Origin of the sequence: Williamsia phyllosphaerae (genome assembly GCF_014635305.1) — a bacterium.
Lineage (GTDB): Bacteria > Actinomycetota > Actinomycetes > Mycobacteriales > Mycobacteriaceae > Williamsia_A > Williamsia_A phyllosphaerae.
The window spans coordinates 2,076,964-2,097,251 of sequence record NZ_BMCS01000001.1 but is presented as its reverse complement, the minus strand read 5'-3'; the positions used below and the strand labels follow the sequence as shown (position 1 = coordinate 2,097,251).

General features: G+C 67.0%; 18 protein-coding genes. 9 read left to right on the top strand and 9 right to left on the bottom strand.

The window, feature by feature from the left end; translation table 11 throughout:
• The 6 genes from IEV93_RS09985 to rpsL all read right to left on the bottom strand — a co-directional run bounded on the left by IEV93_RS09985 (nucleotide 1) and on the right by rpsL (nucleotide 7,265).
• Complete coding sequence (locus IEV93_RS09985; RefSeq protein ID WP_229705149.1) at nucleotides 1-1,224, bottom strand: AAA family ATPase; 1,224 nt, start codon at nucleotides 1,222-1,224, stop codon at nucleotides 1-3.
• 147 nt (nucleotides 1,225-1,371) lie between these two features.
• Entirely contained in the window at nucleotides 1,372-2,664 is a 1,293-nt protein-coding gene (mdo, locus tag IEV93_RS09980; protein ID WP_188489247.1) for an NDMA-dependent methanol dehydrogenase, read from the bottom strand.
• Between the two features lie 252 nt (nucleotides 2,665-2,916).
• Nucleotides 2,917-4,107 (bottom strand): elongation factor Tu, encoded by a 1,191-nt coding sequence (tuf, locus tag IEV93_RS09975; protein ID WP_188489245.1) that lies wholly within the window; start codon nucleotides 4,105-4,107, stop codon nucleotides 2,917-2,919.
• Between the two features lie 119 nt (nucleotides 4,108-4,226).
• Nucleotides 4,227-6,332 carry an elongation factor G gene (gene fusA / locus IEV93_RS09970; RefSeq protein WP_188489243.1) on the bottom strand — a complete coding sequence of 702 codons (2,106 nt, stop codon included), beginning with the start codon at nucleotides 6,330-6,332 and terminating at the stop codon, nucleotides 4,227-4,229.
• Nucleotides 6,333-6,420: 88 nt separating this feature from the next.
• Nucleotides 6,421-6,891, bottom strand: a complete 471-nt coding sequence (rpsG, locus tag IEV93_RS09965; RefSeq protein WP_188489241.1) for a 30S ribosomal protein S7 — start codon at nucleotides 6,889-6,891, stop codon at nucleotides 6,421-6,423.
• Entirely contained in the window at nucleotides 6,891-7,265 is a 375-nt protein-coding gene (gene rpsL, locus IEV93_RS09960) for a 30S ribosomal protein S12 (protein ID WP_023956148.1), read from the bottom strand. The genes rpsG and rpsL overlap by 1 nt, the downstream gene beginning before the upstream one ends.
• A gap of 419 nt (nucleotides 7,266-7,684) precedes the next feature.
• Here rpsL and IEV93_RS09955 point away from each other — a divergent pair, with 419 nt between their 5' ends.
• The 8 genes from IEV93_RS09955 to IEV93_RS09920 all read left to right on the top strand — a co-directional run bounded on the left by IEV93_RS09955 (nucleotide 7,685) and on the right by IEV93_RS09920 (nucleotide 16,465).
• Nucleotides 7,685-8,812 carry a glycosyltransferase gene (locus IEV93_RS09955; protein ID WP_188489239.1) on the top strand — a complete coding sequence of 376 codons (1,128 nt, stop codon included), beginning with the start codon at nucleotides 7,685-7,687 and terminating at the stop codon, nucleotides 8,810-8,812.
• Nucleotides 8,813-9,250: 438 nt separating this feature from the next.
• Nucleotides 9,251-9,697, top strand: a complete 447-nt coding sequence (locus IEV93_RS22660; RefSeq protein ID WP_308691007.1) for a hypothetical protein — start codon at nucleotides 9,251-9,253, stop codon at nucleotides 9,695-9,697.
• Nucleotides 9,698-9,803: 106 nt separating this feature from the next.
• A complete protein-coding gene (locus IEV93_RS09945; RefSeq protein ID WP_229705009.1) occupies nucleotides 9,804-11,444 on the top strand; it encodes a sigma-54-dependent Fis family transcriptional regulator in 1,641 nt (546 codons plus the stop codon).
• A gap of 100 nt (nucleotides 11,445-11,544) precedes the next feature.
• A complete protein-coding gene (locus IEV93_RS09940; protein ID WP_188489237.1) occupies nucleotides 11,545-12,657 on the top strand; it encodes an NDMA-dependent alcohol dehydrogenase in 1,113 nt (370 codons plus the stop codon).
• Nucleotides 12,658-12,770: 113 nt separating this feature from the next.
• Nucleotides 12,771-14,567 carry an N-acyl-D-amino-acid deacylase family protein gene (locus IEV93_RS09935; protein WP_188489235.1) on the top strand — a complete coding sequence of 599 codons (1,797 nt, stop codon included), beginning with the start codon at nucleotides 12,771-12,773 and terminating at the stop codon, nucleotides 14,565-14,567.
• Nucleotides 14,557-15,000, top strand: a complete 444-nt coding sequence (locus IEV93_RS09930; RefSeq protein WP_188489233.1) for a nuclear transport factor 2 family protein — start codon at nucleotides 14,557-14,559, stop codon at nucleotides 14,998-15,000. Before IEV93_RS09935 ends, IEV93_RS09930 begins: the two co-directional genes overlap by 11 nt.
• Before the next feature lie 18 nt (nucleotides 15,001-15,018).
• Entirely contained in the window at nucleotides 15,019-15,390 is a 372-nt protein-coding gene (locus IEV93_RS09925; RefSeq protein ID WP_188489231.1) for a DUF427 domain-containing protein, read from the top strand.
• Between the two features lie 133 nt (nucleotides 15,391-15,523).
• The gene (locus IEV93_RS09920; RefSeq protein ID WP_188489228.1) at nucleotides 15,524-16,465 is read left to right on the top strand and encodes a DMT family transporter; all 942 of its coding nucleotides are present in this window, start codon (nucleotides 15,524-15,526) and stop codon (nucleotides 16,463-16,465) included.
• A gap of 9 nt (nucleotides 16,466-16,474) precedes the next feature.
• Here the strand turns inward: IEV93_RS09920 and IEV93_RS09915 are convergent, their stop codons facing one another.
• On the bottom strand, nucleotides 16,475-17,818 hold the full coding sequence (locus IEV93_RS09915) for an outer membrane protein assembly factor BamB family protein (protein ID WP_188489226.1): 1,344 nt from the start codon (nucleotides 17,816-17,818) through the stop codon (nucleotides 16,475-16,477).
• Nucleotides 17,819-17,960: 142 nt separating this feature from the next.
• Between IEV93_RS09915 and IEV93_RS09910 the strand changes: the two genes are divergently transcribed.
• A complete protein-coding gene (locus IEV93_RS09910; RefSeq protein ID WP_188489223.1) occupies nucleotides 17,961-18,728 on the top strand; it encodes a phytanoyl-CoA dioxygenase family protein in 768 nt (255 codons plus the stop codon).
• 117 nt (nucleotides 18,729-18,845) lie between these two features.
• Here the strand turns inward: IEV93_RS09910 and IEV93_RS09905 are convergent, their stop codons facing one another.
• Nucleotides 18,846-19,466, bottom strand: a complete 621-nt coding sequence (locus IEV93_RS09905) for a TetR/AcrR family transcriptional regulator (protein WP_188490494.1) — start codon at nucleotides 19,464-19,466, stop codon at nucleotides 18,846-18,848.
• Nucleotides 19,466-20,266, bottom strand: a complete 801-nt coding sequence (locus IEV93_RS09900; RefSeq protein ID WP_188489221.1) for an enoyl-CoA hydratase family protein — start codon at nucleotides 20,264-20,266, stop codon at nucleotides 19,466-19,468. Before IEV93_RS09900 ends, IEV93_RS09905 begins: the two co-directional genes overlap by 1 nt.
• Between the last annotated feature and the right edge of the window lie 22 nt (nucleotides 20,267-20,288).

Below are 20,288 nucleotides of genomic sequence, written 5' to 3'. Positions count from 1 at the left end.
TCAGTCCCGTCGCTTGGTGGTGGGCCCGGGCTTCTTCGAACCGAACCCTCGGGCGAACGACGAGTTCCGTCCTCCGGCAATCGATGCCTCCGTGCCAGGAGCGGGTGGTGCCATGGCGGGATCGGGCCCGGTCGTGGCGCCGTAGTAGTTGTCGCTGTGGCGACCGGGGGTGTCCTTGGCCGCGCGGATCTCCGAGCCCGACGGTCCGGAGTCCGCGTCGTCATCGTGAGTGTGGCTGTGTCCCGGACCGTGGCTGTGTCCGTGGCCATGATCGTGCCCGTGCTCATGGCTGTGCTCGTCGATGGTGGCGTTGGGATCGATGAGGCGGGCCATCACCGCCGTGGCCTTCGTGACGTCCTTGTCGTACTTCACCACGACCGAGACCGTGTCGTTGAGCAGTTTCGGGGTCAGCTCGATGGCGCCGAGGACGGCCAGTGTCCGGGCCCAGTCGACGGTCTCGGAGATGCTCGGCGACTTGCGCAGGTCGAGATCGCGCAGGCCGCGGACGACATCGACGAGTTGCGCGGCGAGGGACTGCGCGAGTCCGGTGTCCTTCGAGACGACGATCTCGAGTTCGCGTTCGGCCGTCGGATACCCCAGGAAGCTGTGCAGGCAGCGACGTTTCAGCGCCGCGGACAGGTCGCGGGTGTTGTTCGACGTCAGCACCACGTAGGGCCGGATCTTCGCGACGAACGTCCCGATCTCGGGCACCGACACCTGGTTCTCGCCGAGCAGCTCGAGCAGCACCGCCTCGAGGGCCTCGTCGGCGCGGTCCACCTCGTCGATCAGCAACACCACCGGTTCGGGTGATCGGATGGCCTCGAGCAGCGGTCGAGGAGCCAGGAACCGTTCGGAGAAGAAGACGCTCTCCTGCGCCGAGATACGGTCCACGGCCTCACCGAGCGTGTCGGCGTCGGCGACGAGCTGACCGATCTTCTCCTTGAGCACCTGGGTGTAGAGCAGCTGCTTGCCGTAATCCCATTCGTAGAGCGCCTTGGTCTCGTCCTGGCCCTCGTAGCACTGCAGGCGCAGCAGTCGTCGCCCCGTGACCTGCGCGAGCGCCTTGGCCAGCTCCGTCTTGCCGACGCCGGCCGGCCCCTCGAGCAGCACCGGCTTGTCCAATCGGGTCTGCAGGAAGACCGTGGTCGCGAGACGCTCGTCGATGATGTAGCCGGTCTCACCGAACCGTGCGGTGACGTCCTCGACGGAATCGAAGTCGTGCACCGACTCGAGATCGTCTGTGTGAGCGGTTTTCTCGTCGACGGGGGTGACGTTGTCAGGCGACACGAATCGGCCTTCCTCGGTGGTGTGTGCGTGGGGATGGAGCCGGCGCCCCGCCTGCTCGGGCGGGGCGCCGGAGTCGGAGACGGGTCAGCCGATCAGGTCATCGAGGTCGCCGACCATGCAGTGCTCGACCACCGGATAGACCGTGTCGAAGGTGCACTCCTTGAGGTTGCCCGGAGTGCAGGCGTCGCCGAGGACGTGGTTGGTGATGCGGGCGACGTCCTTGTCGTCACCGGAGATCACCTTGGCGTTCTCGTAGTACTTGGTCGGCCCGGTGCCGAGACGATTCTTGCTGTAGCTGTTGGAGTGGACGTCGACGAACCGCTCGACGATGCCGACGTCGCGCAGCAGCTGGATGGCCGACTCGAGCGCGGCGTGCGACGCCCGCTGATCGGACATGCCGTGGGTGTCGATGCCCATGGCGACGGCGATGTCGGCGAACTTCCGGTAGTCGGCGGTCATGTTGAACGCCCACACACGGGGCAGCGCGACAGCGTTGTTGAGGCCGTGGTGGGTGTCGTAGAAGGCGCTGATCGCGTGGCTGATCGAGTGGATGATGCCGAGGCCGCCGGAGTTGAACGCCTGGGCGGCGATGTACTGCGCGTACATCATTCCCTCGCGACCGGGCAGATCCTCACCGTTCCAGGTGGCCGCGCGCAGGTTGTCCACGGTCATCTTGATGGCGTGCAGGGCATTGCCCTTCGACGGCTCGAAGTTGAGACGGGAGACGTAGGGCTCGCTGGCGTGGGCGAGGACGTCGAACCCGCATTGCGCGGTGTAGTCGGTGGGACACGTGTAGTAGAGCACCGGGTCGTCGATGGCCAGCGTGGTCACGCTCGCGTCGTCGAACGCGACGTACTTGTGCGGGTTGTCCGGGTCGGTGGTGGTGTCGGTGATGACATACGCCCACGACGTCTCCGAACCCGTGCCGGCCGTGGTGGACACGGCGATGTGCGGCGGGTTCTTGGGGTTCTCGCTCTTGTTGAAGCCCTCGAACTCGTTGACGTTGCGGCCGTCGTGGGCGACGGCGATGCGGGCGCCCTTGCACGCGTCGTGGCTCGAGCCGCCGCCGATGGAGACGAAGCTGTCGCACTTGGCCTCGGAGTACATCGACACCGCGTCCATGACGTTGTAGTCCTTGGGGTTGGACTCGACCTTGTCGTAGACCACCACCTCGAGACCGTGGTACCGCATCGACTCGACGATGTTGTGCACGGTGTCGGTGCCGCGCAATCCTGACGTCATGACCAGGGTCTTCTTGAACCCGAGCTTGAGGGCCTCGGGACCGATCATCTCGTGGGCCCCGGGACCCATCATCGCGCGGGGGAAGGGATGGAACTCTTTGATGGGGAACGGCTTGAGTAGGTCGTCGACCTGCATGACTTGTCCTTTGCACGACGGGCCCGCGAGTAACGCGGTTGACTCGACCGACGTTAAGGACCGTGACCCGGGCGCTGGGACGTTCCGACGCCGAACTGTCGGCTCCGCTGCGAAGAACTGCCCGATCGGACAGCGACACCCCTGTCCTGCTCCGGCCGAGGTCCTGTCCGACCCGTCCGACGCGAGAACGCCCGACCCCTGGTGGGATCGGGCGTTCTCGTGGTGCGTTCCCGCGCTACGCGCGGGAGGGTGTCACTTGGTGATCTTGGTGACGCGACCGGCACCGACGGTGCGGCCACCCTCACGGATCGCGAAGCGCAGGCCCTCGTCCATGGCGACCGGCTGGATCAGCTTGACGCTCATCTCGGTGTTGTCACCGGGCATGACCATTTCGGTGCCCTCGGGCAGGGTCACGACGCCCGTCACGTCAGTCGTACGGAAGTAGAACTGGGGACGGTAGTTGTTGAAGAACGGGGTGTGGCGACCGCCCTCGTCCTTCGACAGGATGTACGCCTGGCCCTCGAACTCGGTGTGCGGGGTCGTGGTGCCGGGCTTGATGACGACCTGGCCGCGCTCGACGTCCTCACGCTTGAGTCCACGCAGCAGCAGGCCGGCGTTGTCGCCCGCCTCTGCCGAGTCGAGCAGCTTGTGGAACATCTCGATACCGGTGACGGTCGACTTGGTCGACTTCTCCTTGATGCCCACGATCTCGACATCCTCGTTCACGTTGACCGAACCGCGCTCGACACGGCCGGTGACGACGGTGCCACGACCGGTGATCGTGAAGACGTCCTCGACGGGCATGAGGAAGGGCTTCTCGGTCTCGCGGACCGGGTCCGGCACCGAGTCGTCGACGGCCTGCATGAGCTCGGCGATGGCCTCGCCCCACTTCTCGTCACCCTCGAGGGCCTTGAGCGCGGACACCTTGACGACCGGAGCATCCTCGTCGAAGTCCTGGGCGGCCAGCAGTTCGCGGACCTCCATCTCGACGAGCTCGATGATCTCCTCGTCGTCGACCATGTCGGCCTTGTTGAGCGCGACGAGGATGTACGGCACGCCGACCTGGCGGGCGAGCAGCACGTGCTCACGCGTCTGGGGCATCGGGCCGTCGGTGGCGGCGACGACGAGAATCGCACCGTCCATCTGGGCCGCACCGGTGATCATGTTCTTGATGTAGTCGGCGTGACCGGGGGCGTCGACGTGCGCGTAGTGACGCTTCTCGGTCTGGTACTCGACGTGGGAGATGTTGATCGTGATACCACGAGCCTTCTCCTCCGGCGCCTTGTCGATCTGGTCGAACGCGAACGCGGCGTTGAGGTCCGGGTACTTGTCGTGCAGAACCTTGGTGATGGCCGCGGTCAGCGTGGTCTTGCCGTGGTCGACGTGACCGATGGTGCCGATGTTGACGTGCGGCTTGTTCCGCTCGAACTTCGCCTTACCCACTTGATGTCCTCCTGGACTGTCGTTGCGCCTGAGACTTTCTCAGGGGCAAAAAGTTTTGTACTTGCTGTGTGCGTCGCGACGGTTGTCACGACGCGGTGGCGATTGCTCGCCCGTCGCGACTACTCGCCCGTCGCCTTCGCGATGATTTCCTTCGCCACGTTCGCCGGAACCTCAGCGTACGAGTCGAACACCATGGAGTAGTTCGCCCGGCCCTGAGTCCTCGACCGGAGGTCTCCGATGTAGCCGAACATCTCCGACAGCGGGACCTGCGCCTTGACGATACGGGCACCGCTGCGCTCCTCCATGGCCTGGATCTGGCCACGGCGTGAGTTGAGGTCACCGATCACATCGCCCATGTAGTCCTCGGGCGTGATGACCTCGACGGCCATCAACGGTTCGAGGATGACGGGGCCGGCCATGCGGGCGGCCTCCTTCAGTGCCTGCGAACCGGCGATCTTGAACGCCATCTCCGAGGAGTCGACGTCGTGGTACTGGCCATCGAGAAGCGAGAACTTCAGGTTGACCAACGGGTAACCGGCGAGCACTCCGTACTGCATGGCGTCCTGCGCACCGGCATCCACCGACGGGATGTACTCGCGCGGGACACGACCACCGGAGACGGCGTTGACGAACTCGTAGGTCGCGCCGTCCTCGGCGTCGACCAGCGGCTCGAGCTTGACGACGACCTTCGCGAACTGGCCCGATCCACCCGTCTGCTTCTTGTGGGTGAAGTCGTGCTTCTCGACGGTCTTGCGAATCGTCTCGCGGTAGGCCACCTGCGGCTTGCCGACGTTGGCCTCGACCTTGAATTCGCGCTTCATGCGGTCGACCAGGATGTCGAGGTGGAGCTCGCCCATGCCGCCGATGACGGTCTGGCCGGTGTCCTCGTCCAGCTTCACCGAGAAGGTCGGATCCTCTTCGGCGAGCTTCTGGATCGCGGTGCCCAGCTTCTCCTGGTCGGACTTGGTCTTGGGCTCGATCGAGACCTGGATGACCGGGTCCGGGAAGGTCATCGACTCGAGGATCACCTGGTTCTGCGGATCGCAGAGGGTGTCACCCGTGGTGGTGTCCTTGAGGCCGATGACCGCGTAGATGTGACCCGCGGATGCGGTCGCGATCGCGTTCTCCTTGTTGGAGTGCATCTGGAACAGCTTGCCCAGACGCTCCTTCTTGCCCTTGGTCGAGTTGATGACCTGGGCACCGGAGTCGACCTTGCCCGAGTACACCCGGACGTAGGTCAGCTTGCCGAAGAAGGGGTGCGTCGCGATCTTGAACGCGAGCGCCGAGAACGGCTCGTCCGAGGACGGCCGACGCTCGATCAGCTTCTCCTCGTCACCGACGGCGTGGCCGGTGACCGACTCGACGTCCAGCGGGGAGGGGAGGTAGTCGATGACGGCGTCGAGCATGGGCTGAACGCCCTTGTTCTTGAACGCCGAACCGCACAGCACCGGGTAGATCTCGGAGTTCACCGTCATCTTGCGGATGGCGGCCTTGATCTCGTCGATCGTCAGCGGCTCGCCGCCGAAGTGCTTCTCCAGCAGAGCCTCGTCGGACTCGGCGACGGTCTCGAGGAGCTCCTCGCGGTACTGCTCAGCGCTCTCGAGCAGATCCTCGGGGATGTCGATGGTCTCGTAGGACTCACCGAGCTTGGTCTCGCCGCGCCAGACCTTGGCCTTCATCTCGACCAGGTCGACGATGCCCTCGAAGCCACCCTCGGAGCCGATCGGCAGCTGGATGACCAACGGCTTGGCGCCGAGACGGTCCTTGATGGTCTGCACGGTGTAGTAGAAGTCCGCACCGAGCTTGTCCATCTTGTTGACGAAGCAGATACGCGGCACGTCGTACTTGTCGGCCTGTCGCCAGACCTGCTCCGACTGCGGCTCGACACCCTCTTTGCCGTCGAACACCGCGACTGCGCCGTCGAGCACGCGCAGCGACCGCTCGACCTCGACGGTGAAGTCGACGTGACCGGGGGTGTCGATGATGTTGATCTGGTTGTCGTTCCAGAAGCAGGTGGTGGCAGCAGAGGTGATCGTGATGCCACGCTCCTGCTCCTGCTCCATCCAGTCCATGGTGGCTGCGCCGTCATGGACCTCACCGATCTTGTACGAGATACCGGTGTAGAAGAGGATGCGCTCGGTGGTGGTGGTCTTGCCGGCATCGATGTGGGCCATGATGCCGATGTTGCGGACCTTGTTGAGGTCGGTCAGCACGTCCTGTGCCACTTATCTGCCTCGCTTTTTCGCGTAGAGATCTTGGGATTGGTGGACGGTCCGACGGTGACCCGGGTGGATCACCGTCTGACCGCAGCTGTCACCAGCGGTAGTGCGCGAACGCCCGGTTGGCCTCAGCCATCTTGTGGGTGTCCTCACGGCGCTTGACTGCGGCACCGAGACCGTTGCTGGCGTCGAGCAGTTCGTTGGCCAACCGCTCGACCATCGTCTTCTCGCGACGCTGCCGGCTGAACGTGACCAGCCAGCGGAGGGCGAGGGTGTTGGCGCGGTTGGGCTTGACCTCGATGGGCACCTGGTAGGTGGCACCACCGACGCGGCGGCTCTTGACCTCGAGGGCGGGCTTGACGTTGTCGAGCGCGCGCTTGAGCGTGATGACCGGATCGGTACCGGTCTTCTCGCGAGCCTGCTCGAGCGCCTGGTAGACGATGCGCTCGGCGGTCGACTTCTTGCCGTCGAGGAGGATCTTGTTCACCAGCTGGGTGACCAGCGGCGAGCTGTAGACCGGGTCGTTGACGAGGGGGCGCTTCGGGGCGGGTCCTTTACGTGGCATCAGCCCTTCTCCTTCTTCGCGCCGTACTTGCTGCGTCCCTGCTTGCGGGCCTTGACGCCCTGGGTGTCGAGCGAGCCGCGGATGACCTTGTAACGCACACCCGGGAGGTCCTTCACACGACCACCGCGGACGAGCACCATCGAGTGCTCCTGCAGGTTGTGGCCTTCACCGGGGATGTAGGCGGTCACCTCGACCGAGCTGGTGAGGCGCACGCGGGCGACCTTACGCAGAGCGGAGTTCGGCTTCTTGGGGGTTGTCGTGTACACGCGAGTGCACACACCGCGGCGCTGAGGGCTGCCCTTGAGCGCTGCCGTCTTCTGCTTGGCAGGCTTGTCGTGGCGGCCCTTGCGGACCAGCTGGTTGATAGTTGGCACTGAAAGTCAATCCTCTGTGTTGGCGTTCGTGATGTGTCTCTGTGGTTGGTGCTCCGGACAGACATTCGGATCGATGAGATCCGAGGTCTCCACAGATCGCCCCATCAGGCCCGAAAGCGCTGATCAGTCGTTGTTTTGCTCCCCCACAACCGGGCGTGTCGGACACGCTCGCGAGTGGGTTGGCACCTCAGCTCGTCGCATACGCTCGCAGTCAGGGATCCCGACGGCGATTGTGGGCATACGAACTCGCCCGGCAGTTGCCAGGCACCAGCGGTCAACTGTACCGACAGCGCCAGGTGAGGTCAAAAATCCCACGAGGCATCGGCCGGTGTTCAGATGAGCGCCATGTAGAGGTCATCGATTCCCCGCCGTCCGGCGGTCCTGCGCATCGACTAGTTAGTGCCACTAAAGTCGTCCTCGTGGACCTCCTCTTCTCCTCGCTCGCGGCCTACGGCCACACGTTTCCGCTGATCCCGCTGGCGCGCGCCGCCCAGCGGGCAGGTCACCGCGTCCACTGGGCGACCGGCGGCACCATGCACCGCGTGCTGGATGAGCTCGGCTTCGCGACCGAGACGGCGGGCACGTCGATCGCCGACGCCTTCGAGCAGGTGGTCGCGAGCAGCGGGTCGGTGTCGTCCACCGCAGAACTCAAGGCGAACACCGAGGGACACCGGGACCTGGTCGACCGGGCGTTCGGCGAGATCATCCCCCGGTCGTTCGCGACCGACCTCGCGCCGATCCTCGATCGGGTGCGCCCGGACGCGGTGATCGCCGAGGCGGGCAACTTCGGCGCGGTCGATGCGGCGGCCGCGGCCGGGATCCCGGTCGTCGTCCACGGCATCGGGCGCGGCTTCGGGTTCGACCGCGACGTCGCCGACGCACCTTTGCTCGACATCTTCCCGGCGTCGATCCAGGACCCGGCCGTGGTGCGCCGGGTCGGCCGCATCCCACTGCGCCCGACCGCCTTCGCCCCCGACGGTCCGCTCCCTGCCGTCGTCACCGACGACTCCGATCTGCGTCCCCTCGTCTACGTGACACTCGGTACCGAGTTCGGCGACGCCGCGATCCTCGCCGCCGCGGTCACCTCGATCGCGTCGTTGGGTGTGCGGGTGTTGTTGGCGCTCGGGCCGTCGGTGTCGCGCGAGGCGTTGGGCGTCGTCCCCGACGCGGTGCACGTCGCCGACTGGGTCCCGCAGGCGGCCGTACTCCCCCACGCCTCGGCGATCGTCCACCACGGCGGCGCGGGCACGACCCTGGCCGCCCTGGCCGCCGGCCTGCCGCAACTCGTCCTCCCCCAGGGTGCCGACCAGTTCCGCAACGCCGACGCCGTCGTCTCCGGCGGTCTCGGTCGACAGTTAATCGGTGCCCAGACCACGCCACTCGGCATCCGCTCGGCGGTCGAAGAACTACTCGACCCGGCCGCGCTGATCACCCGCGCCTGCGCGGTCATGGTCGACGAGATCGAGGCCATGCCGTCACCGGATGCGGTCGTGGCCGATCTGCCCGCCCTGGTCGGTCGACGCTCGGACGCCGCCTCCTCCGCCTAGCGACCGCCAGGCCGCGTCTCCGCGTCGAACTCACGAACCCGCGTCGTGCCCGGCGCGGATTTGGCTGCTTGGCGCGGATTCACGCACCCATGGCACCGAATCGGCTCCCGCTGCGTCCGAGTGCAGTGAATTCCTTCCCCACCGATCGTCACGGCCTCGTTCACCGCAGCAACGCAGTCCGATGCGGGTACACCGACGCACAGCTCGCCAGGGCCGTGGCCGCGGGCGAACTCGTCCGCGTCACGCGCGGCGTCTTCACCCGCCGCACGGAACGGACACCCGAGCAGACCCACCGCCTGATGGGCATCGCCACCGGGTCACCGGACGGTTCGGTCGTGGTGAGTCATCAGAGCGCGGCGACGCTGCACCGACTCGAGATGCTCCGACCGCAGCATCGGTTTTGCGGGGGCCCTCGCCGTTCTGGACTCAGCGTTGCGAATGGGCGCCGATCGGAGCGTGATGGCGGCGATGCTGCTGATCCCGCGCCGCGGCGTCGGCCAGGCCCGGCGTGCGTTGCACCACGCCGACGGCAACGCCGAGAACCCCGGTGAATCCTGGAGCCGAGCGCAGATGATCGACGCCGGTCTGCCGCCGGCGCGTCTACAACACGAATTTCACTCGGCGACAGGTGAACTGGTCGCACGAACCGATTTCGACTGGGCGGGACTCCTCGTCGGCGAATTCGACGGGATGGTCAGGTACCAGAAGCATCTACGGCCCGGAGAGACACCGTTCGACGCGATGCGTCGCGAGAAGGAACGCGAGGACGCGTTGCGGCGAGCCGGGATCATGGTCATCCGCTGGACCTGGAACGACCTGGAGCGTGGTCGCGTCGTGCCCCTGATCCGCGATTGGCTCCTCAGGTTGCGACTCCTTGCCGTCTGAACCCGCGCCGAACCCAAGAACCCGCGTCATGCCCGACGCGGATTCGTGAGTTGAGCGAGGACTCGTACCCGGGCGCGGATGTCCGAATGAGGTGTAGAACAAATGTGTGGCCCACGACACAGTTGTCGCGACACCGAGCCCGGGCGACTCACCCGCGTTGCGCGACGAGATCGCCCGATCCTGGGAGCGGTCGCGGAGCAGCGGACTGCGCCCGGACGACTCGCTCGAGCGGTTCTCGGTGTCCGACGTGGACCGCCGCAGTCGTCTCCTGGCCGCCGCCGAGCCCGTCCTCGACCGCATGGAGTCGATGCTCGCGCGGACCCGCTACTGCGTCCTGCTCTCCGACCGCGACGCACGCCTGGTCGACCTGCGGTTCGGCTCACACCAGGTACGCGACGCGGTCACCGCCACCGGCACGGTCCTGGGACGGCCCTTCAGCGAGCAGACCTCCGGGACCAACTCGATCGCGACGGTCCACGAACTGCGCGTCCCCGTGTCCGTCCGCGGCGACGAGCACTACATCGAGGCGATGAAGGGGTTCAGCTGTCACGGCCACCCGTTGATCCATCCGGTCACCCGACGTATCGAGGGCGTCCTCGACATCACCTATCTCGTCGACGAGGACAACCCGCTGCTGCGGCCACTGCTCGCGCAGTCGGCCTCCGACATCCAGAGCCGGCTGCTCGAGGAGACCCGCTCGAGTGAGCAGTTGCTGTTCGCCGCGTTCCAACGCAGCAACGCGTCGCGTCGAGGCGCGCCGGTGATCGCGTTGGCCGACGAGATCCTGCTCGAGAACTCCAGCGCCTCGGCGCTCGTAGGCTCCGACGACCACGCCGCGTTGCGAGCGCAGATCGAGGGGTCGTCCCTCCGCGCCGGCGTCATCGAATCGATGACGTTGCGCGCCGGACGCGCGGTGCGCATCCGCTGGGAGCGGCCGCCGGCCGGAGCAGGGGTCGTGCTGGAGATCGATCCGCTGGACGCCCCGACGGTCATCGACACCGCGAACCGTCCACCCACCGCGCGGACGGCGGCCGTGATCGGCGAGCCCGGCACGGGACGGTCCACCGCACTGTCGGAGTGGGCCGCTCGGTTCGACGCCGACACCGACCGGTTCGACGCCGCCGAGCTCGCCGTGGACGACGCACACGCCTGGATGACCCGGGTGTCGACACGGCTGCGTGACGGAGACGCGGTCGTACTCGTCGAGAACGTGCACCTTCTCCCCGATCTGCAGGCGTGCGCATTGCGCGAGGCGATCGCCTCCGCGACGGCACGGGTCGGGCTCTCGTCGAACCCCGTCGACGCCGCCGGCCCCGAGCACCGGCGACTCGTGTCCGGCTGTCGCGATCGCACCGAGTTGGTCCCGCTGCGGTTGCGTCGCCACGAGATCCCGTCGATCGCACGCTCGATGCTCGCCCGACACGGTCTGGACCTGCACTTCTCTCCCGCCGCGATCACCGCGCTCGTGCACCACGACTGGCCCGGCAACCTCGCCGACCTCGCCGACGAGATCAGCGATGTCGTCACTCGCCGCTCGGCGGGGGCGATCACCGACACCGACCTGCTCCGGCCGGGACGGGCGACACCGACGGACTGCACCCGCAATCCGCTCGACACCGCGTTGCACGACGCCATCAGCAACGAGCTGCGCCGCCACGGAGGCAACAAGCGGGCCACCGCCGATCACCTCGGCATCAGCCGGACCACCCTCTACAAGCGCATGCGGGAGCTCCACATCCCCGGCTGAGACGAGAACGTCCAGAATCTGAACACCCCTCATCGGTGATCGCCGTCACAGTGGAGGTACGGCCCGTATGCGGTCGCACCGACCAAGGAGGACTTCACCGATGAAGACCAAGGCAGCAGTTCTGATGGACGTGCACAAGCCGTTCGAGATCATGGAACTCGACCTCGATGCGCCCGGACCAGGCGAGGTGTTGATCAAGTACGTCGCGTCGGGTCTGTGCCATTCGGATCTGCACCTCACCGACGGCGATCTGCCGCCGCGTTTCCCGATGGTCGGCGGACATGAGGGCGCGGGGATCATCGAGGAGGTCGGCGTCGGTGTCACCAAGGTGAAGCCGGGCGATCACGTCGTCTGCAGCTTCATCCCCAACTGCGGCACGTGCCGCTACTGCTCGACCGGTCGCCAGTCGCTGTGCGACGTCGGCGCGACGATCCTCGACGGCTGCATGCCCGACGGGACCTACCGGTTCCACGGCGGCGGCAACGACTTCGGCGGCATGTGCATGCTTGGCACCTTCTCCGAGCGGGCGGTCATCTCGCAGTACTCGGTGGTCAAGGTCGACGAGTGGCTCCCCCTGGACAAGGCGGTCCTCGTGGGGTGCGGCGTCCCCACCGGTTGGGGTTCGGCGGTGTACGCGGGCAACGTGCGCGCCGGCGACACCGTCGTCATCTACGGCATCGGCGGTATCGGCATCAACTCGGTGCAGGGCGCCATCCACGCGGGCGCCAAGTACGTCGTCGTGGTGGATCCCGTGTCGATGAAGCGTGACGCCGCACTGAAGTTCGGCGCCACCCATGGATTCGCCGACGCCGCCGAGGCGCAGGAGAAGATCACCGAGCTCACCTGGGGGCAGGGCGCCGACTGCGCCATCGTGACCGTCGGCACCGTCGACGAGGCGGTCGTGTCGTCGGCGATCGGGGCCGTCGGCAAGGGCGGCACGGTCATCCTGACCGGACTGTCGAGCCCCGAGGCCTTCACGATCCACTGGCCGGGCATCGACATCACGCTGAACGAGAAGACCATCAAGGGCAGCCTGTTCGGGTCGGCCAACCCGCAGTACGACATCGTCCGGCTGCTTCGTCTGTACGACGCCGGTCAGCTCAAGCTCGACGAGTTGGTGACCACGACCTACACGCTCGAGCAGGTCAACGAGGGATACCAGGACCTCCGCGACGGCAAGAACATCCGCGGCGTCATCCTGCACGACAACTGACGCAACCGCGGGGACGCGTGCCCCGGATCGCCACCCTGGGCGGTCCGGGGCACGACCGTTTGTGGACACCTGTCCAGACAGCATTCTTGACACCGGTGCGGATCGGCGGTTCCATGACTGGTGTGACCTACGACACGATCATTCGCAACGGCCGGTGGTTCGACGGAACCGGTGGTCCCTCGGGCATCCGGGACATTGGGATCCGCGACGGCCGGATCGCGTCGGTGAGCACCGGCCCCCTCGACAACTCGGGGTGCGACCGCGTGATCGACGCCGCGGGCAAGTGGGTGCTGCCCGGGATGGTCGACATCCACACCCACTACGACGTGGAGATACTCGCCGGACCGTCGCTGTCGGAATCGTTGCGCCACGGGGTCACCACGATCATGGTGGGGTCGTGTTCGTTGTCGACGATCCACGTCGACGGGACCGACGCGGGCGATCTGTTCGGTCGGGTCGAGGCGATCCCGCGTGAACACGTCATCGACGCGATCGATCGGCACAAGACCTGGTCGAACTGCGAGGACTACATCACCGCGCTCGAGGACCGCCCGCTCGGACCGAACGTCGCGGCCTTCATCGGCCACTCGGACATGCGCGCCGCGACGATGGGCCTCGACCGCGCGACCCGCAAGGGTCAGCGACCCGACGCCCACGAGCAGACCCAGATGGAACGCTGGCTCACCGAGGCACTCGACGCCGGATTCGTCGGCATGTCGTCGCAGCAGTTGTTGTTCGACAAGCTCGACGGCGACATCTGCCGGTCCCGCACCCTGCCCTCGACCTACGCCGGGCCGCGCGAGCTGCGTCGCCTGAAGTCGTTGCTCCGCAACCGCGATCGCGTCCTGCAGTCGGGACCGGACCTGAAGAACCCGCTGAACGTCGCCTCCCAGCTGGCGCAGTCGTTGGGGATCGGTCGGCGTCCACTCAAGACCAGCCTGCTCTCCGCCGCCGACATCAAGGCCAACCCGCAGGCGATCCGGATCATCGGGCCGCTCGCCCGACTCATCAACCGGCTCGGTGGCAACTTCCGCTGGCAGCATCTGCCGGTCCCGTTCGAGGTCTACGCCGACGGCATCGACCTCGTGATCTTCGAGGAATTCGGTTCGGGCGCCGCCGCATTGCACCTCAGCGACGAGATGGCACGCAACGAGTTGCTCCGCGACGAGGGCTACCGACGCCGGTTCCGGAAGGACTACGAGAGCAGGTTCGGGACACGCGTGTGGCATCGCGACTTCTTCGACGCCGAGATCGTCGCGTGCCCGGACCCCGCGGTCATCGGCAAGTCGTTCGGGCAGGTCGGTGTCGATCGTGGTGGAGTCCATCCCGTCGACGCGTTCCTCGACCTCGCCCTCGAACACGGGAAGGCGTTGCGGTGGCGCACCACGATCTCCAACCACCGTCCCGACCTGCTCAAGAAGATGGCCGCCGAGCCGGGCATCCAGATGGGGTTCTCCGACGCCGGGGCGCACCTGCGCAACATGGCGTTCTACAACTTCGGGCTGCGGTTGCTGCGGCATGTGCGTGACGCCGAACTCGCCGGCACCCCGTTCCTGTCGATGGAGCAGGCGGTACACCGACTCAGCGGGGAACTCGCCGACTGGTACCGGATCGACGCAGGCCACCTGCGGGTCGGCGACCGCGCGGATCTGTTCATCCTCGATCCGGAGCGGCTCGACGAGTCGCTGGACGGCTATCACGAGGAGGTGGTCGCGCAGTACGGCGACCTGTCGCGCATGGTCAACCGCAACGACCCCACCGTCGAGGCCGTGTTCGTGGGCGGCGAACCGGTGTTCGTCGACGGCGAGCCGACCGATGTCCTCGGCCACCGTCGGACAGGCCGCTTCCTGCGCGCCGACGCCGCGCCGGCGGCATCCACCTCGACGAAATCGGTGAGCAATGTCGGTTGACGACACGGTCCTTGGCCTGTGGGACGCACTGTCGCAACGGGATTGGGACGCCGTGAAGACCTTCCTGGCGGACGACTGCATCTACATCGACATGCCTGTCGGACCCACCCTGGCCGCCCGGGGACCCGACGACATCGTCAAGCGCCTCAAGGTTGGACTCGAGGCGTTGGCGAAGTACGAGAACCACCCTGGTCTGCTGGTGGGCAACGGTTCCGACGTGATGTTCGAGCATTCCGAGTCATGGGCGTGGACCACCGGCGAGACCGCGGAGTTGCCGTTCGTGTCGGTGCACCGGGTCGTCGACGGGAAGGTGACGCTGTGGAAGGACTACTGGGACTTCAACGCCATCCTCGGCAGCGCGCCGGCGTCCTGGATGGACGATTTCGCAGGGGCGGACGTCTCGTGGGTCTTCGACGCCACCGACCACATCTAGAAAGCCTATGGTCGAGTCATGGCACGCACAGAGCTCACCCCGGGACCTGATCACCCCATCACCGTGACCCCCACCGGACACCGTGTGACGGTGTCGGTCGACGGTGTCACGGTCGCCGAGACCGATGCTGCGTTGACGCTGCAGGAGTCGTCGTATCCCGCGGTTCAGTACATCCCGATCGGCGACGTCGACCCCGCCTCGCTGCAGTCCTCGGACACCACGACCCACTGCCCGTACAAGGGCGACGCGTCGTATTACGACCTGTCCGTCCTCGGGACCACGCAGTCCGACACCGTCTGGGTCTACACCGAGCCCTACGGCGCCGTCGCCGACATCAAGGACCACGTCGCCTTCTACCCCGATCGCGTCGAGATCACCGTCGCCGATTGACCGTCGTCACCTCGGCCCGACCGCGCGACATCGGTGGCGGGAAGGTTCGCCGGGTCCGTGGCGTTGGTGAGGACTGTCGCGGTCCGTTCCGGGGCGTGACCACATCCGTCGACCCAGCCTTCGGGGGACCTCCATGAGTCAGACGGTCATCGTGACCGGCACCGACCGGTCGTCGAGCCCTGCCGGTCGGCGGGACGCCACCTGGTTGATCGCCGTGTCCGCGGCGCTGTGGGGACTCGATGGCCTGTTGCGCAAGCCGCTCGCCTCCGACCTCGCCGCAGGCACGATCGTGCTGTCGGAGCACATCATCCCGATGATCGTGCTCGCCCCCTTCCTGCCGTCCGCGATTCGCGCCTTCATGGGGCTCGGTCTGCGCGACCGGGCCGCGGTGGTGGTCATCGGCGTCGGGTCGTCGGCTGTGGCGACCGCACTGTTCACCCGGGCGTTCACGATCGCCGGGAGCAGCGGCGACTTCATCACCCCGCTCGTCCTGCAGAAATTGCAGCCCGTCCTCGCCATCGCCCTGGCGGTGATGCTCCTCGGCGAACGCCTGCGTCCCCGCTTCGCGCTGTACGTGGTCCCCGCCCTCGCCGGCGCCTGGCTCCTCGCGTTCGCCGACCCGCTGCACCTGAGTGTGTCCGAACTCGAGCCGGCACTGCTCGCGCTCGGCGCCGCCGCTCTCTGGGGGGTCGGCACCGTTCTCGGGCGACTGGTGTCGCCGTCACTGACACCGCGCGACCTGACCACCCTGCGGCTGGGGTTCGGCACGATCGGCGCATTCGGCGTCGTCGGGGTGACCGGCGCGGCGGTACTGCCGACGTGGGGTGACGCGGTGGGTCTCGTCCTGCTGGCCCTCATCCCGGGGTTGCTCGCCCTGACGCTGTACTACCGCGCCCTGCAGTCGACCCCGGCGTCCCGGGCAACGCTGGGCGAACTCGCCTTCCCGGCGACCGCAGCCGTGGTCGGAGTGCTGGTGTTGGGCACGAGCCTGACCTGGTCGCAGTGGACGGGCCTGGCGGTGGTCGCCCTGACGGTCACCGCGATGGGCATCCGCGAGGCCCGCGCCCACCACTGAGCACCCAGGTCAGCGCCACAGGGAGACCGCCTTCGCCGTGGTACGCAGGATGTCGCCGCCGGCGTCTTCCACGGTGACACCGCGCGAGTCGATTCCTGTCGGCAGTCGGATCGTCCACAGGATCTGACCGGTGGTCGCATCCGACGAGTGCATGCCGACATAGTCGGCGAACACGAAGTATCGGCCGTCGGTCAGGCCGCCGGTCATCCAGTAGGCGTCTCGCCACGGTGTTGTCCATTGCCTGCGACCGGAGCGGGAATCGAAACCGACGATCGTCTGGTCGTCAGGTGAGGACACGATCATCGTGGTGCCGACAAACGCAGACACCCCTCCGGAATTCAGAACCGGATCGCGCCAGAGGAACGCCCCGGACTCCGGGTCGTAGACACCGCCGTCAAGCACCGCCGGTGCGAACGGCGCAGACGTCGGAGGTGGGTAGACCATCCACGCCGTGCTCCCCAGCCGCGCAATCGGGACCCCGTTCCGGTCGAGGAGGGACAACCTCTGATGCGCCAAGTCGTCGGCGTGGAACAGTCCTTCACCCGCCGCTCGGACGTCTCCATCGAAGACGAAGCGCTTCCGTCCACTGTCGAGATCGTAGGCGGTGGTGCGATATTGAACCGGGCCGTAGATCGATTCGACGATCGTGAAGGTGTCCGATGCCGGGAGCGTCTCCGCGACATACGAATCATGTCCGGTGACGTCGTACTCTCGACGAAAAGCCGAGTCCGGGTCGTCGACGGTTCCTGCGGTCATAACCACGGATCGGCGATCGATGCCGGTTCGTCGGCCGGTGACATATGCGACGCCGCCTATGACGTCTGCATAGGTCATCAGAAAGTCGGTCGTCGTCTCGCTGCGCACGTGGCCGGTCGCGACATCGATGAACATGACCCTGTCGATGTCCCAGCATGCGATCGTGCCGCGTCTGTAGCTGTCGGAGCACTGTTCGACGTGACCGATACCTCGGCGCCACAGGGGTTTGCCCGTCTGGCGGTCGACCCCGACCAGGGTGGCGGAGTCCACCACGATGCCCCGTCCGTCCTCGGTGTCGTAACGGCCGTACAGCGGGTGCCCCACCGCGGCGACGATCACCTGGTCGCCGGCCCCGACGGCTCCCGTGGTGATCCCTGCACTTTTCATCCCGGAGGGGAAGTTCAGCGGCCGGTCGACGGAATTACCGGCGAGTCGCTCCGTGTTCAGTACCCACTGGAGCTCTGGTCGGACCGCCAGATCCTGCGGGCGCGTCGGAAGCCGATCCTCGGTCGCCGCGACGCCCGCATCATGGTCTGCACCCACCTTCCAGGTGATGGCGGCAGAGGCGATCGCCGCCGCGGCGACCAGAACGATCACAAGCCCACGTTTGCTGTTCACAGATAGGGACGGCACGGGAGGCAACCTATCCCGGGACCATCTGGAAAGTTCGCACAAGGAGCAAACCGCGCGGCGAAAACGGGTTGCCCGGCCCGCGTTCTCGTCCGCACAATTGTCGGCGATGACCCTCACGAGCACAGAGATCGAGACCTTCGTCCGCGATGGATTCGTGGCCGTCCGGGGCGCGGTGGACCGCCCGACGATCGACGAGTGCCGCAGGCAACTGTGGGATCTCGTCTCCGAGGACCCGACCGATCCGAACACCTGGACCGAACCGGTGCGACGGATGGACAGCCCGATCACCCCGGCCTTCACGAGAGCCGCACAGGCGGCCGCGCTCACCGAGGCATACGACCAGCTCGTCGGCCCGGGCCGCTGGCAGCGACGAGTCGAGCTCGGGAATGTCGCGATCCGCTTCCCCGCCGACACCGAGTCGAACGACACCGGATGGCACATCGACGCGAGCTACCTGCCCCCGGACGCGAGTCGCCACTTCGTCAACGTGTCGTCACGGGACCGCGGGTTGCTGATGTTGTTCCTGATCTCCGATGTCTGCGCGGACGACGCGCCGACGCGTCTCAAAGTCGGCTCACACCAGGATGTGCCGCGGTTCCTGGCGCCGTACGGCGACGGCGGGGTCGACATGTTCGAACTGTGCGGCGTGATGGACGCGGCCGGCGCGCTCGACTCACCCGACCGCGGAGAAGCAGTCGCGACCGGCGCGGCGGGTGACGTGTTCCTCTGCCATCCGTTCCTCGTCCACGCCGCCCAGTCGCACCACGGGACGCAGCCACGATTCCTGTCGCAACCAGGTCTGATGCTCACCGATCAGTTCGATCTCGGCAATCCGTGGAGTCCTGTGGAACGCGCCATCGTCGCCTCACTGTGACCGCGACCGCCCACTCGCCGTCCGCAATCGCCCAGTCGGCGTCCGTAACCGCCCACTCGACGTCCCCAGGTGCCCAACTGGCGTCCGTACGTGCGCAACTGGCGGAACTTCACCGGGTCAGTTCAGGGCTGCGGCAAGCACTTCCGACCAGGTCGCGACGACCTGTTTGCGGCGGGCGGAGTCGTCGGAGAGCGTGTCGGCCAGTCCGAGTCCACGCGCCATGTCGAGCGTGGCCTGAACGAGCCGGTGCACGCCCGGATCGTCGGTGTCGCCGGCGATCGCCTGAACGGTCATCCGGTGCGCCGCGCGGGCGAACTTCCGCTCCAGCGGACGGATCAGGTCGCGCAGACCCGGATCCGACGCCGCGGCACTCCACACCTGCAGCGCAGCCTTGAACTGGGTGCCGGTGTAGATGTCGACGGCACGGGTGACCGCGGCCTCCACGCGACCGGGTCCCTCGGGCAGCGTCTCGTACATCACCGACGCGCGGCCGGTCAGTTCGTCGAACGTCTGCTCCAGCGTCGCCGTGATCAGACTCTCGCGGGTGGGGAAATGATGTTGAGCCGCACCACGCGACACCCCCGCACGCTCGGCCACCACCGACACCGTCGACGCCGACCAACCCTCGGTGGCCAGCACGTCGATCGTCGCCGAGATCAACCGCTCCCGTGTGGCGCGCGACCGGTCCTGCTGCGGTTTGCGGACAGGGGTGGCCGGCCGTCCGGAGTCGCGGAACATCACGTCGCCGCCGGTTCGGTCACGGCCCACCGCGGCGGGCGCTTCTCCAGGAACGCAGTCATGCCCTCGCGCGCCTCGTCGGAGGCGAACAGCGCCGCCGACTCGCGGGTCCGGTCCTCGGCGAACCGCTCGAACTCGGCCCGGATCTGCGCGGTGGCGACTTTCTTGGACTCCCGCAGGCCCTGCGGCGAGCCCTTGCCGATCGCGTCCAAGAAGCTGCCCGTGGTCGACGCCAACGACTCGGCGTCGGCCGCGGCGACGGTGATCAGTCCCATCGCCTCGGCCTCGACGGCGCCGAAGCGCTCGCCCGTGACGAAGTAGCGCCCGACCGACCGTGAGGTCATCCGGGACAGCAGCGTCAAGGAGATCACCGACGGCGCCAGACCCAGACGGGCCTCGGTCAGGGCGAAGGTGCTCGCCGGTCCGGCGACGACGATGTCGCAGGCCCCGAGCAGCCCGATGCCGCCGGCCCGGACGTGGCCGTCGACGCGGGCGACCACGGGCCGCGACAGCTCGAGGATCGTCCGCATCACCGTGACCATCGCCTTCGCGCCCGCGGCCGAGGCCTCCTCGGGCGACATGCCCGAGCCCAACGCACCGGCGAGATCGGCACCGGCGCAGAACGTGTTGCCGGTGTGGGTGAGCACGACCGATCGCACCGCGGGGTCGTCACCAGCCGTGGCGAGATGCTCGAGCAGCTGCGCGACGAGGTCGGCCGAGAGCGCGTTGCGATTCGACGGCGAGTCGAGCGTGATCGTCGCGACGCCGGCCGAGGACTCGAGCGTGACCAGGGTTGTCATGGGTGACACCTTGCCACCCGGA

Excerpts from the sequence above, each read along its gene's own strand:
- mdo (WP_188489247.1), bottom strand. The coding sequence starts at position 2,664 with ATGCAGGTCGACGACCTACTCAAGCCGTTCCCCATCAAAGAGTTCCAT.
- rpsG (WP_188489241.1), bottom strand. The coding sequence starts at position 6,891 with ATGCCACGTAAAGGACCCGCCCCGAAGCGCCCCCTCGTCAACGACCCG.
- IEV93_RS22660 (WP_308691007.1), top strand. The coding sequence starts at position 9,251 with ATGGGCGCCGATCGGAGCGTGATGGCGGCGATGCTGCTGATCCCGCGC.
- IEV93_RS09940 (WP_188489237.1), top strand. The coding sequence starts at position 11,545 with ATGAAGACCAAGGCAGCAGTTCTGATGGACGTGCACAAGCCGTTCGAG.
- IEV93_RS09935 (WP_188489235.1), top strand. The coding sequence starts at position 12,771 with ATGACTGGTGTGACCTACGACACGATCATTCGCAACGGCCGGTGGTTC.
- IEV93_RS09930 (WP_188489233.1), top strand. The coding sequence starts at position 14,557 with ATGTCGGTTGACGACACGGTCCTTGGCCTGTGGGACGCACTGTCGCAA.
- IEV93_RS09925 (WP_188489231.1), top strand. The coding sequence starts at position 15,019 with ATGGCACGCACAGAGCTCACCCCGGGACCTGATCACCCCATCACCGTG.
- IEV93_RS09920 (WP_188489228.1), top strand. The coding sequence starts at position 15,524 with ATGAGTCAGACGGTCATCGTGACCGGCACCGACCGGTCGTCGAGCCCT.
- IEV93_RS09910 (WP_188489223.1), top strand. The coding sequence starts at position 17,961 with ATGACCCTCACGAGCACAGAGATCGAGACCTTCGTCCGCGATGGATTC.
- IEV93_RS09905 (WP_188490494.1), bottom strand. The coding sequence starts at position 19,466 with ATGTTCCGCGACTCCGGACGGCCGGCCACCCCTGTCCGCAAACCGCAG.
- IEV93_RS09900 (WP_188489221.1), bottom strand. The coding sequence starts at position 20,266 with ATGACAACCCTGGTCACGCTCGAGTCCTCGGCCGGCGTCGCGACGATC.